8 protein-coding genes are annotated in these 12,955 nt (G+C 70.4%); 3 read left to right on the top strand and 5 right to left on the bottom strand.

Features of this window, described 5'->3' with window-relative positions; genetic code table 11:
* The 4 genes from EES41_RS27595 to EES41_RS27580 form a co-directional block, all read right to left on the bottom strand.
* Entirely contained in the window at positions 1 to 945 is a 945-nt protein-coding gene (locus EES41_RS27595) for a carbohydrate ABC transporter permease (RefSeq protein WP_123080756.1), read from the bottom strand.
* Positions 946 to 965: 20 nt separating this feature from the next.
* Positions 966 to 2,426 carry an N-acetylglucosamine/diacetylchitobiose ABC transporter substrate-binding protein gene (gene ngcE / locus EES41_RS27590; protein ID WP_123080755.1) on the bottom strand — a complete coding sequence of 487 codons (1,461 nt, stop codon included), beginning with the start codon at positions 2,424 to 2,426 and terminating at the stop codon, positions 966 to 968.
* 344 nt (positions 2,427 to 2,770) lie between these two features.
* On the bottom strand, positions 2,771 to 5,485 hold the full coding sequence (gene acnA / locus EES41_RS27585) for an aconitate hydratase AcnA (RefSeq protein ID WP_123080754.1): 2,715 nt from the start codon (positions 5,483 to 5,485) through the stop codon (positions 2,771 to 2,773).
* Positions 5,486 to 5,773: 288 nt separating this feature from the next.
* Positions 5,774 to 7,405, bottom strand: a complete 1,632-nt coding sequence (locus tag EES41_RS27580) for an ADP-ribosyltransferase domain-containing protein (protein ID WP_123080753.1) — start codon at positions 7,403 to 7,405, stop codon at positions 5,774 to 5,776.
* Positions 7,406 to 7,574: 169 nt separating this feature from the next.
* On the opposite strand from EES41_RS27580, the gene EES41_RS27575 reads away from it, so the two are divergent.
* Complete coding sequence (locus EES41_RS27575; protein ID WP_123082728.1) at positions 7,575 to 8,252, top strand: macro domain-containing protein; 678 nt, start codon at positions 7,575 to 7,577, stop codon at positions 8,250 to 8,252.
* 15 nt (positions 8,253 to 8,267) lie between these two features.
* On the opposite strand, the gene EES41_RS27570 is transcribed toward EES41_RS27575, so the two are convergent.
* Positions 8,268 to 9,281: a LacI family DNA-binding transcriptional regulator gene (locus tag EES41_RS27570; RefSeq protein WP_123080752.1), complete on the bottom strand. Its 1,014-nt coding sequence runs from the start codon at positions 9,279 to 9,281 to the stop codon at positions 8,268 to 8,270.
* Between the two features lie 84 nt (positions 9,282 to 9,365).
* On the opposite strand from EES41_RS27570, the gene EES41_RS27565 reads away from it, so the two are divergent.
* Together EES41_RS27565 and EES41_RS27560 are read left to right on the top strand one after the other, a co-directional pair.
* Positions 9,366 to 11,306 (top strand): amidohydrolase, encoded by a 1,941-nt coding sequence (locus EES41_RS27565; RefSeq protein WP_254211582.1) that lies wholly within the window; start codon positions 9,366 to 9,368, stop codon positions 11,304 to 11,306.
* Positions 11,307 to 11,407: 101 nt separating this feature from the next.
* Positions 11,408 to 12,937 carry a UDP-N-acetylglucosamine 1-carboxyvinyltransferase gene (locus EES41_RS27560; RefSeq protein WP_123080751.1) on the top strand — a complete coding sequence of 510 codons (1,530 nt, stop codon included), beginning with the start codon at positions 11,408 to 11,410 and terminating at the stop codon, positions 12,935 to 12,937.
* Positions 12,938 to 12,955 lie beyond the last annotated feature (18 nt).

Below are 12,955 nucleotides of genomic sequence, written 5' to 3'. Positions count from 1 at the left end.
TCAGAACTCGATGCGCTCGCGGCGGGTGGCGCGCAGCGTGACGAGGGAAAGGATCATGGTCAGGGCGAGCATGACGACGCCCATGGCGCAGGCGTAGCCGCTCTTGCCGAAGTACAGGAAGTTGCGCATCAGCACCGTCGCCATGACCTCGCTGTGGTGGTCGGGGCCGCCGCCGAACTGGCCCGAGGTCATCGTCGAGACCAGGACGAACATGTCCATCGCGGCGATGCCCAGGTAGACCGCGGAGGTCTGCACGGAGTCCCACAGCAGCGGCAGCGTGACCTTGAAGAAGGTCTGCGCGCGCCCCGCGCCGTCGAGCAGGGCCGCCTCGTAGATGTCCTTGGGGATGGACTGCATGGCGGCGGAGAAGAGGACGAGGTAGAAGCCGACCCCGTGCCAGACGACCACCAGCAGCAGGCACCAGAGCACGAACCTGGGCTCGTTGAGCCATTCGACGGGTGCCCGCGGGTCTACCAGGCCCGCCCGGGTGAGGATCCCGTTGAGGAGGCCGCCCCCGTCGCTGCGGTACACGGCTCCGAAGAGGACCGCGAGGATGGCGAGGGAGAGGACCTGCGGGAAGAAGTAGACGATCTTGTAGAAGGCCGAGCCGCGCACGCCCCGCACCCCGCCGGCGCCGCCCCGCCCGCCCGCGTTCACCATGAAGGCGAAGAAGAGGGCGAGCAGGATGGTGACGGTCGGGACGAACACCAGGAGCAGCAGGTTGTGCCACAGGGCGCCGCGGAAGACCTCGTCCTTCATCAGGGCCGCGTAGTTGTCCAGTCCGACGAAGTCGAAGGTCGGTGACTGGCCGGTCCAGTTGGTGAAGGAGTAACCGAACGTCTGCACGTACGGCCAGATGACGAAGGTCAGGTACAGCGCGAGGGGCGCGAAGAGGAAGCCGGCGATGAAGCCGCCCCGCCCCCTGCCCTGGGCTACGTGGCTCATGGTGTCCGTCCCTGGTGGCGTCAGCTGCGACGGTTGTTCTTGGCGTTCGGGTCCTGGGCCGCCTTGTTCACCGCGGCCTGGGCCCGCTTGATCCACTCCTTGGGCTGGATCCGCTTGGCCATGAGCTCATTGGACGCGTCCTGGATGGCGCTGTCCATCTCGCTGTACCAGTCGGGGTACAGGTAGTTGAAGGTGTTCGCACCGGCCTCCTTCAGGGCGGCCACCGCCGACTGGGTGCCGGGCCGGAGCTTCACCCCGGGGTCGACGCCGTCCTTGACCACGGTGAGCGAGTTGGCCTGCTGGGCGAAGATGGTCGACCATTCGCGGGACAGCATCGAACGGATGAACTCCAGGCCGCCAGGCTTGTTGGCGGCCTGCTCCGGGACGATGAACGGCTCGCCGGCGCCGGCCCGGATGGCCTCGAAGGGCAGGGCGCTGTCCGGGAGCAGCGGCATCGGCAGGAACCGCATGTCGAAGTCGTCCGGGGTCTGCTTGATCTGCTCGTTCTCCAGCCAGGAGCCGGAGGGGATGAAGGCCGCCTTGTACTGGTTCCAGGCCGTCTGGGACTCGGTGTGGGTCAGGCCGTTGGTGCCCGGCATCAGCAGGCCCTTCTCGACGACCTCGTAGAGCGCCTCGACGGCGGCGAGCGCGACCGCGCTGCCCTCGAAGGCGTTGGGCTCCAGGTTGTCGATGGCCTTCATGGCGTCCAGACCGCCCTTCTTGGCGATCAGGTCCATGATGACGACGTTGATGTAGTACGGGAACTTGCCCTGGTGGGCGAGACCGCCGATGCCGGCGTCCTTGGCCTTCGTACAGACGTCGAGGAACTCGTCCCAGGTCTTCGGCGGGGTCCAGCCCTTCTCCTTGAAGAGCTTGCCGGAGTACCAGAAGCCGAACACGGTGTAGACGTAGTTGAGCGAGACGCACTTGCCGCCCTGCATGCCCTGCTCGACGGTGCCGGGGATGAGCAGGTCCCGGACCTTCTTGTTCGGGTCGTCGAGCGAGGGGGCGTCGAGCACCGGGGTGAGGTCGGCGAGCTGGCTGCTCCTGGCGAGCACGTCCAGCTTGATCTTCTGGGCGCCGGAGTCGTCGACGACGTCCGGCGGGTTGCCGCCGTTGAAGCGCGTCTGGAGCTTTCCGGTGATCTCCGGGGTGCCGAGGTGGGTGCTGCTGGTGCCCCACTTCTTGTCGAAGGCGGCCTCCCAGGCCTTGGCGTAGTCGTCGCCGAAGCCTCCTTTGAAGACGACGACGTCCAGCTTGGTGCCCTTGGCCAGGCCGAAGGGGTTCTCCTTGGTGACGGCCGCCTTGGCGCCGGCCGCCTTGGGAGCGTCGCCGCCGGAGGCGCACGCGGTCAGGAAGCTCATGGTCGGGACGGAAATCAGGCCGAGTGCCGCGGAGCGCTTGATCAGATCGCGGCGGCCGGGCCCGTCACCGCTGCCGGTGCCGGTGCCGGTCTCGCCGTGGGCGGAGGTGGATCCCATGCTCAAGTCCTCGCCTTCGTCAGGAGTGTGAAGGAGGCAGGACATACCCGGCAGTTGCCGTGCATGCGGGCATCACCGCAGGTCCCCGCCGTCCCCCGGTCCGGGACCGCTGGTGTCGCGGCGGTCCGGACGGCCACAGGTATAGTCCACTTCCGCTCGGGTGAGCAAGATCGTGCACAAGTATCTGCCCCGGCTTTTCCGAGTTGAGACCTCACCGTCACCTGCCTGGCCGATAAGCACTGGTCCGGATAAGCGGAAGGGCCGTACCCCCTTGTTGGGGGTACGGCCCTATGGTGCCGAAAAGCGGGGCGGAGCCGAATGATTCGGCTCCGCCTGGCGCGCCCTTAGCCTCGGATGAGGTTGCGGAGCACGTACTGCATGATGCCGCCGTTGCGGTAGTAGTCCGCCTCACCGGGGGTGTCGATGCGGACGACCGCGTCGAACTCCACGCCGGTGTCGGTGGTGACCTTGACCGTACGGGGGGTGGTGCCGTTGTTCAGCTCCTCCACACCGGTGAAGGCGAAGGTCTCCTCGCCCGTCAGGCCGAGCGAGGCGGCCGAGGCGCCCTCGGGGAACTGCAGGGGCAGGACGCCCATGCCGATCAGGTTGGAGCGGTGGATGCGCTCGTAGGACTCGGCGATGACGGCCTTGACGCCGAGCAGCGCGGTGCCCTTGGCGGCCCAGTCGCGGGACGAGCCCGAGCCGTACTCCTTGCCCGCCAGGATGACCAGCGGGATGCCGGCGGCCTGGTAGTTCTGCGAGGCGTCGTAGATGAAGGCGACCGGCGCGTCCGCGACGGTGAAGTCGCGGGTGAAGCCGCCCTCGGTGCCCGGCGCGATCTGGTTGCGCAGGCGGATGTTGGCGAACGTACCGCGGATCATGACCTCGTGGTTGCCGCGGCGGGAACCGTACGAGTTGAAGTCGCGGCGCTCGACGCCGTGCTCCGTGAGGTACTTGCCGGCCGGGGTGTCGGCCTTGATCGCACCGGCCGGGGAGATGTGGTCGGTGGTGACCGAGTCGCCCAGCTTCGCCAGCACGCGGGCGCCGGCGATGTCGGAGACCGGGGTGGTCTCCATGGTCATGCCCTCGAAGTAAGGGGGCTTGCGCACGTAGGTGGACTGCGGGTCCCACTCGAACGTGTTGCCGGTCGGGATCGAGAGCGCCTGCCACTGGGCGTCGCCCGCGAAGACGTCCTGGTAGGACTTGCTGAACATGTCCTCGCCGATGGCGTTCGCCACGACGTCGTTGACCTCGGCCTCGGAGGGCCAGATGTCCGCGAGGAAGACCGGCTTGCCCTCGGTGTCGGTGCCGATGGCGTCCTTGGTGATGTCCACCTTCATGGAGCCCGCGATGGCGTACGCGACGACCAGCGGCGGGGAGGCCAGGTAGTTCATCTTGACGTCGGGGTTGATGCGGCCCTCGAAGTTGCGGTTGCCCGAGAGCACCGAGGTGACCGCGAGGTCGGCCTCGTTGATCGCCTTCGAGATCTCCTCGTCCAGCGGACCGGAGTTGCCGATGCAGGTGGTGCAGCCGTACCCGACGAGGTTGAAGCCCATCTTGTCGAGGTACGGGGTCAGGCCGGCCTTGTCGAAGTAGTCGGTGACGACCTTCGAGCCCGGGGCCAGGGTGGTCTTGACCCAGGGCTTGCGGGTCAGGCCCTTCTCGGTCGCCTTCTTGGCCACGAGCGCCGCGGCGACCATGACGTAGGGGTTCGAGGTGTTGGTGCAGGAGGTGATCGCGGCGACGGTGACGGCGCCGTGGTCGATCTCGAAGGAGGTGCCGTCGGCCAGGGTCACCGGGGTGGGCTTGGTGGGCACACCGTTGGAGGACGCCGGGGCGTCGGACGCCGGGAAGGACTCCTTGCCGGCCTCCTCGTCATCGCTGACGTAGTTGCGCACGTCCGCGGCGAACTGCTCGGCGGCGTTCGCGAGGACGATGCGGTCCTGCGGGCGCTTCGGGCCGGCGATGGAGGGGACGACCGTGGAGAGGTCGAGCTCCAGCTTCTCGGAGAAGTCGGGCTCGGCGGCCGGGTCCAGCCACAGGCCCTGCTCCTTGGCGTACGCCTCGACGAGCGCGACCTGCTGGGCGTCGCGGCCCGTCAGGCGCAGGTACTTCAGGGTCTCGTCGTCGATCGGGAACATCGCGGCGGTCGAGCCGAACTCCGGCGACATGTTGCCGATGGTGGCGCGGTTCGCGAGGGAGGTGGCGGCGACGCCCTCACCGTAGAACTCGACGAACTTGCCGACGACGCCGTGCTTGCGCAGCATCTCGGTGATCGTCAGCACGAGGTCGGTGGCGGTGGTGCCGGTGGGCAGCTCGCCGGTCAGCTTGAAGCCCACGACGCGCGGGATCAGCATGGAGACCGGCTGGCCGAGCATCGCGGCCTCGGCCTCGATGCCGCCGACGCCCCAGCCCAGCACGCCGAGGCCGTTGACCATGGTGGTGTGCGAGTCGGTGCCGACGAGGGTGTCGGGGTACGCCTGGCCGTTTCGGACCATGACCGTGCGGGCCAGGTGCTCGATGTTGACCTGGTGGACGATGCCGGTGCCCGGGGGGACGACCTTGAAGTCGTCGAAGGCGGTCTGGCCCCAGCGCAGGAACTGGTAGCGCTCCTTGTTGCGGCCGTACTCCAGCTCGACGTTCTGCGCGAAGGCGTCCTTCGTGCCGAACTTGTCGGCGATGACCGAGTGGTCGATGACCATCTCGGCGGGCGAGAGCGGGTTGATCTTCGCCGGGTCGCCGCCGAGGGCCTTCACGGCCTCGCGCATGGTGGCGAGGTCCACGACGCAGGGGACGCCGGTGAAGTCCTGCATGATCACGCGAGCCGGCGTGAACTGGATCTCCTCGCTGGGCTGGGCCTGCGAGTCCCAGTTCCCGAGCGACCGGATGTGGTCGGCGGTGATGTTCGCGCCGTCCTCGGTACGGAGCAGGTTCTCCAGCAGCACCTTCAGGCTGTAGGGAAGGCGGGCAGCGCCCTCAACCTTGTCCAGCCGGAAGATCTCGTACGACTCGTCGCCCACCTGCAGCGTGCTGCGGGCGTCGAAGCTGTTCGCCGACACGACAGTCTCCTTCATGCATGAAATTCGCGCGTATAACCGCAATCCTGCCGCCACGCCCTGTGGCCAATCCGCTAAGGTAAGGCTAAGTTAGGCAATCCTTACCAGCAGGGGCGGCTGCGGTACGCCTTCGGCAGATATCTCGATGTCGAGATAACTCTAGTGCATGGCCGCGCCTGGGTCATGCACGGCATGGCCCTGCTCCCGTGAACCCCAGTGAACCCGGCCACGCGGGTGATCGCACGGGGGGCGCCGGACGCAAGGGCCACGGGCGGATTCCGGGTGCCCCCGTCAGGACACGAGGGGGCGGTCCTCCACCTCGGTCAGCTTCACGGTGCACAGGCCGCCGCGCCCGGTCGTGACCTCCGCCACCTTGAGCTGAGTGCCGGGCAGCAGGATGAACTCCTCCTCGTCCGTGAACGCCGAGAAGCGGCGGATGCCCACGGCCCGGAGCGGGGTCACCTCGAAGAGCGTCCGCTTGCCGCGGCCGCCGAGGAAGCCCCGCGCCACGCCCGGCTCGGAGGTGCAGGAGGACACGCCCCACCAGGTCACGGTCCGGCCGAGCGGGTACTGGGCGCGCAGGTCCAGCGACACCCCGCGCCACAGCGGCTCCGTACGGGCGGGCAGTCCGGACACCGCCGAGAAGAGCAGCCGCAGGTAGGGGAGGTACGGGACGGTCCTGGACCGGTCCGGGGAGCGCAGGACCGCGTTGACCTCCCGGTAGAACCCGGACTCGCAGGTGTAGAGGTGGAGCGCGGCGATCGCGTCGGCGCCGAGGCCGCCCGGGGCCCCGTCGGCCCGCGCCCGCCGCGCACCGAACTCGTGCGCCAGGGCGACGTGCCGGTCGAGACCGGGCAGCAGCGCCGCGACCGGGGCGACCGCCTCGCGGAAGTCCATCAGCGGGGTGTCGAACACGCCGGTGATCTCGGGGAGGACGAGCCCCTCGTCCTTGACGCTCGCGAGGCGCTCCAGATAGAGCTGGTGCAGCTCCATGGTGGACGCGATGAACGCCCCCATGCGCGCGGCGACGGCGCCGTCCGCCGCGCCGTCCCGCGCCGCGCGCTCGTTCCACCCCTTGCTCGGCAGCCAGTCGATCCCGTCGGCCCCCAGCGAGGCGAGCGCGTCGTTGACCACGGCGAAGTGGTCGCCGTCGCAGAAGACGTCGCCCTGCGCGGCGGGGTTCGGGTGCTCGAGGTGGCGGACCTCGACGTCCGGGTACTTCTCCTGGAGGTCGAGGACGACCTTCTTCAGGCCGCGCGCGTGCGCCCCCCACCAGGCGAAGACGACCCCGCGGTCCTCCTCGTCGGCGTCCTGCTTGGCCTTGAGGACCTCCTCGACGATCCGCTCGGCGACCGGCCGCCAGAACGCGGTGTGCCCCTCGGCTCCCCGGGCCGCGACGCTGCTGGCGGTGAGGGCCGCGTTCATCAGCAGCACGCCCTGCGTGAGCATCGCCTGGAACCATTCCGGCGGCTGGACGGCGTCCCGGTCCTTCAGGAGCGCGCGGATGTCGGCTATCGGGGTCTTCTTGGGTATGCCGTACTTCCACATCGCCGCCGCCTTGATGATGCAGCGGATGCTGACGACCCTGCCGAACTGGCTGTCCTTCCAGTCGTGGAAGGTGTTGTCGAACATGGCGATGCCCGTGGCGCTCTCCGGCCGCGGGTAGGGGTTCTGGCCGAAGACGACGACCTTCCACTTGTGCGGAGGGTGGGGCTTGAGCGCCTGGAAGGTCAGCTCGCGGACGGGGACGACCTCGGGGCCGCGACCGGGGCCTATGTACGCGGCGGCGTCCGGCTGCGCCTCGATGACCGGCCGCAGCAGCGGGAGCCACGGTTCGCCGCCGCCCTTGAACAGGTCGGCGAGGGCCAGCGGGTCATGCGGCTCATGCGGGTCGGGTACGGCCGGCGTGGTGGCATCGCTCATGGTGCGGGAACTCCCCTTGGTCACGTGGTGTCGGTGGGACGAGGGACCGGAGGCTAACACCGGGTCAGGACAGTGCCCCTGGGTGAGACTTCCTCGCCAACCGCGTTGTCAGTGGGGCCCGGTAGCGTCGTCAGGGATGGGCAGGGTCGTCTCTGGAGTGGAGTGGATCATGAGCGTGAACCAGGCGCGGGCGCCGCTCGCGGTGGTGCTGACCGACATCGACACCGAGGTGGTGCGGGCCTGGCGGGCGGCGTTCGCCGACACCCCCGGGATCGAGATCCGCGAGGGCTCCATCCTCGACGAGGACGTCGACGCCTGGGTCAGCCCGACCAACTCCCGGGGCCTGATGGACGGCGGGGTCGACGCCGCCGTCAAGCGGTACCTCGGGGCGGGCATCCAGCTGCGCGTACAGCGCGCGATACGCGACCGGTTCGCGGGCCGGCTCCCGGTGGGAAGCGCGGTGTGCGTTCCGTCCGGGGCGGTGAGGCCGAAGTTCCTGATCTCCACGCCGACGATGGAGACCTCCTCGGAGAACGTGAGCGAGACCCTGAACGTGGCGCTGGCGTGCGCCGCCGCGTTCCAGGCGGTCCACCGGCAGAACGCCGAGGCGCCCGGCAGCATCGAGTCGGTGGCGCTGGTCGGCATGGGCGCCCGGACCGGCCGGGTGCCGGCCCGGGTGTGCGCGAACCTGATGTGGACGGGCTACACCCTGTTCAACGACTACTCCTTCGACGACTACGACGAGCTGCGCGACACCGTCACCGCCCAGCTGGACGACATAGAGAACGCTCCCGCCGGGAAGGCGATACGCATCACGCCGCCCCGGCGCACTGCCGCCCGTCGCTGACCGGGGACAGCGGCGTCACGGGCGACGCCCGAAGAGGCCGCCGGAGGACGCCCGCACCGTCAGTCCGGCCGGGACGGTGAGCTCGCCGGGCGGCGCGCCCCGCGGGGATTCCAGCAGGGCGACCAGGGCTGCGACGGCGCTCTCCCCGATCACCGCGGGCCGCAGCGTCACCGTGCTCACCGCCGGATCGCCCAGGGCGTAGGCCGGGTCCTCGCTCGCGCAGACCAGGAGCAGTTCCTCCGGAACCCGCAGGCCGTGCCGCGCCGCGGCGGCGAGGGCCTGGCGGGCGCCCGGGTCGTAGAGGCAGTACACGGCGTCGGCGGCGCGCCCGCCGAAGGCCCGGTCGAAGGCGTGGCCGGGGGCGTCGTCCGGTGCGAAGGGGATCAGCAGCGGCGGCCGGCCCCGTTCGGCGCACCACTCCTCGTACGCCCGCGTCACGGCGTACGTGTAGTGCTCGTCCCCGAAGCCGCCGTGCAGGGCGATGCGCCGGGCACCGGAGCCGGCGAGGTGGTCGAGCACCTCGCGGGTGGTCGCGGCGTGGTCGTTGTCCACCCAGATGTCCCCGGGGCGCGGGTCGGCGGGCCGGCCGTCGAAGACGACGGGGATGCCGCGGGCGCGCAGCGCGCGCAGCACCGGATCGCCCTTCGGGCTGTCGAGCAGCAGCATTCCGTCGACGGAGAGGGTGTGCCAGGGGGTGCCGGCCCCGCGGTCGGCCGGCAGGGTGGTCAGCGCGTAGCCGCGGGCGTGCGCGGCGGAGGTGGCGGCGGTGAGCCACTGGGAGAAGTAGGAGACCGCCACGAAGTTCCAGGCGGAGCCGGCGAAGGTGGTGACGGCCAGGCCCAGCGTGCGGGTGCGGGTGCGGGGAGTGCGGTACGACCCGTACCCGAGGGCGGTCGCGACCTCCCGGACCCGGCGGCGGGTGGACTCGGCGAGCCGGCCGGTGCCGTTGAGCGCGTGCGAGACCGTCGCGGTGGACACCTCCGCGGCGCGTGCGATGTCGGCGATCGTCGGTCCGGACACGCGGCACATCCTACGGATTCCGTCGTCGGCGGCGGGTTCTGGTTAAGGGGTTAATCACACAGTGTCCTGGCCACACCGACGTTTGGAGTGGCCATGACCTCTTCTTCTTCTCCGTTCTCCCTGTCCCGGCGGGGACTTCTCGCTGCGGCCGGGGCCGCCGGTGCGGCGGGCCTGCTGGGGGCGGGCCCCGCGGCGGCGGCGCCCGCCGACTCCCCCGGCACCGGCACCGGCACCGGCGGCGGGCGCGGCTCGGCCGCGCTGGTGTTCCGGGGCGCCCGGGTGTTCACCGGACTCCCGGGCCGGGCCCCGGTCACGGCGGTCGCGGTCGGGCGCGACGGAAAGATCCTGGCCACCGGGAGCGACGCGGCGCTGCGCCGGTACGTCGGCCGGGACACCGAGGTGGTCGACGCGCGCGGGAACACCGTGATGAGCGGTGTCCACGACGGCCACGTGCACCCGCTGGGCGCCGGGGACCGGTCGCTGCGGCCCTCGCTGGAAGGGGCGGAGACCACCCAGGCGGAACTCCGGGAGATCCTCACCGGGTTCCTCGCCGACACCGGGGGCGCGGGCGCCGAGCCCGACGGCTGGCTGGTGGTGGAGGACTGGAATCCGGTCGGCCTCCTGCCGACCGGGACGGTGCCCCACCACACGATGCTGGACGCGCTGCCGACGCGTCGGCCGATCGCGCTGGTCGGCGGCGACGGGCACAACCTGTGGGCGAACCGTCGGGCCCTGGAGATCGCGGGCATCACGGCGGCCACGCCCGACCCGGTCGGCGGCAAGATAGTCAAGGACGCGGCCGGGCAGCCGACGGGCGTGCTCAAGGACGACGCTCAGGACCTGCTGAAGCGGCACGTTCCGGAGCCCTCGCGCGCCGAACTCGTCGCCGCCTGCGCGAAGGTGCTGGAGCTGGCGGCCGCGTCCGGGGTCACCACGATGATGGACGCCCTGGTCGGACGGCACGAGCTGGAGCTCTACCGGGACCTGTCGGCGGCGGGGAAGCTGCCGCAGCGGATCGTCCCGGCGATCCGGCTCGATGTGGAGCAGACCCGCGACCCGGCGGCCGCGCTGGCGTACGCGCGCGGGCTGCGGCGGGAGTTCGACGGCGTGCGGGGCCTGCGGTTCGGGATGGTCAAGGTGTTCCTGGACGGGGTCATCGAGTACCCCGCCCAGACGGCCGCGCTGCTGAAGCCGTACCTGGACGGCAACGGCAGACCGACCGCGAACCGGGGCGAGCTGTACACCTCGGCGGCCGACTACGGCAGGCTGAGCGCGGCGTTCAACAAGGCCGGCTGGCAGATGCACGCGCACGGACTCGGAGACCGGGCGGTACGGACCGCTTTGGACGGGTACGCGTACGCCCGGCGGGTGACCGGGCAGCGGGACCCGCGCAACGCCATCGCCCACTTGCAGATCGTGGACCCGGCGGACCTGCGGCGCTTCGCCCAGCTCGGCGTCGCCGCCTGCATGCAGCTCCAGTGGGCGGCGCGGGACACCTGGACGATGGAGGCGCTGCTCCCGTACATCGGCCCGGAGCGGCACCGGTGGATGTATCCCGCACGCAGCCTGGAGAAGGCGGGCGCGCGGCTGACGGGCGGCTCCGACTGGCCGGTGGACGCGCTCCAGGTGTGGAACCAGCTGCGGACGGCGATCGACCGGCAGGGCGCGTTCGGCGCGGACGAGCTGTACCGGGAGCTGGAGGGGCTGAGCCGGGACTCGGTGCTGAGGATGCACACGGCCGGGACGGCGTGGCAGCTGCGCCAGGAGGCCCTGACGGGCACGGTGGAAGCGGGCAAGGCGGCCGACCTGGTGCTGCTGGACCGGGATGTGACCCGCTGTCCGGTGGCCGACATCAGCGGAACGGGCGTACGGATGACCCTGGTCGGCGGCCGCGTGGTGCACGACGCGGACTCGACGGCGGGGCGGGCGGCCGCGGGCCGGGTGGCCCGCGGGGCGGCGGGGCCGCGCCCGGCCTCGTACAGCGCGGTGCACGGCGGACGGCACCGCGCGTGCGGGTGCGCGCGGCAGCACTGACGGACGCGGCGGCTCGGCCCGGGATGGCGCCTGACGGTCGGTAACACCCATTTGCCACACCCGACGCAGGCGTCATCTCATATCTGAGATACGGTGCACCCATGGCAGACGACTACCTCGTACGCATCGGCAAGCTCATCCGTGACGCACGTCAGCACCGGGGCTGGACACAGAGTCAGCTCGCGGACGCGCTCGGCACCAGCCAGAGCGCGGTGAACCGGATCGAGCGCGGCAACCAGAACATCAGCCTTGAGATGATCGCCCGAATCGGCGAAGCGCTCGACAGCGAGATCGTCTCTCTGGGCTACGCCGGACCGATGCACCTGCGGGTCGTCGGCGGCCGCCGCCTGTCCGGCGCCATCGACGTCAAGACGAGCAAGAACGCCTGTGTGGCGCTGCTGTGCGCGTCCCTGCTGAACAAGGGCCGTACGGTCCTGCGCCGGGTCGCCCGCATCGAGGAGGTCTACCGCCTCCTCGAAGTCCTGAACTCCATCGGCGTCCGCACCCGCTGGATCAACGACGGCGTCGACCTGGAGATCGTCCCGCCGGCCAGCCTCGACATGGACGCCATGGACGCCGAGGCGGCCCGCCGGACCCGGAGCATCATCATGTTCCTGGGCCCGCTGCTGCACCGGATGGACCAGTTCCGCCTGCCGTACGCCGGCGGCTGCGACCTCGGCACCCGCACCATCGAGCCTCACATGATCGCCCTGCGCCGCTTCGGCCTGGACATCACCGCGACCGAGGGCATCTACCACGCCAAGGTCCTGACCGGGGTCTCCCCCGACCGGCCGATCGTGCTGACCGAGCGCGGGGACACGGTCACCGAGAACGCGCTGCTGGCCGCCGCCCGGCACGACGGCGCGACCGTCATCCGCAACGCGTCCTCCAACTACATGGTCCAGGACCTGTGCTTCTTCCTCGAAGCGCTCGGCGTGCGCGTGGACGGCATCGGCACGACCACCCTGACGGTCCACGGCATCCCGAACATCGACGTGGACGTGGACTACTCCCCCTCCGAGGACCCGGTCGAGGCGATGAGCCTGGTGGCCGCCGCGGTCGTCACGGAGTCGGAGCTCACGATCCGCCGGGTCCCGATCGAGTTCATGGAGATCGAGCTCGCAGTCCTGGAGGAGATGGGCCTCGACCACGACCGCTCGGCGGAGTACGTGGCCGACAACGGCCGCACCCGCCTGGTCGACCTCACGGTCCGCCCGTCGAAGCTCGAAGCCCCGATCGACAAGATCCACCCGATGCCGTTCCCCGGGCTGAACATCGACAACGTCCCCTTCTTCGCGGCGATCGCGGCCACGGCCCAGGGCCAGACCCTGATCCACGACTGGGTGTACGACAACCGCGCCATCTACCTGACGGACCTCAACCGCCTCGGCGGCCGCCTCCAGCTCCTGGACCCGCACCGCGTCCTGGTCGAGGGCCCGACCCGCTGGCGCGCGGCGGAAATGATGTGCCCCCCGGCCCTGCGCCCGGCGGTGGTCGTCCTCCTCGCGATGATGGCGGCGGAGGGCACCTCGGTGCTGCGCAACGTCTACGTCATCAACCGCGGCTACGAGGAACTGGCAGAACGCCTCAACTCGGTAGGCGCCCAGATCGAAATCTTCCGCGACATTTAAGTAAGCCGCAGATCAGGA

The organism is Streptomyces sp. ADI95-16 (assembly GCF_003721495.1).
Taxonomy (GTDB): Bacteria; Actinomycetota; Actinomycetes; order Streptomycetales; family Streptomycetaceae; genus Streptomyces; species Streptomyces goshikiensis.
The sequence above is the reverse complement of the archived record's forward strand: the minus strand, read 5'-3'. Positions and strand labels throughout refer to the sequence as shown.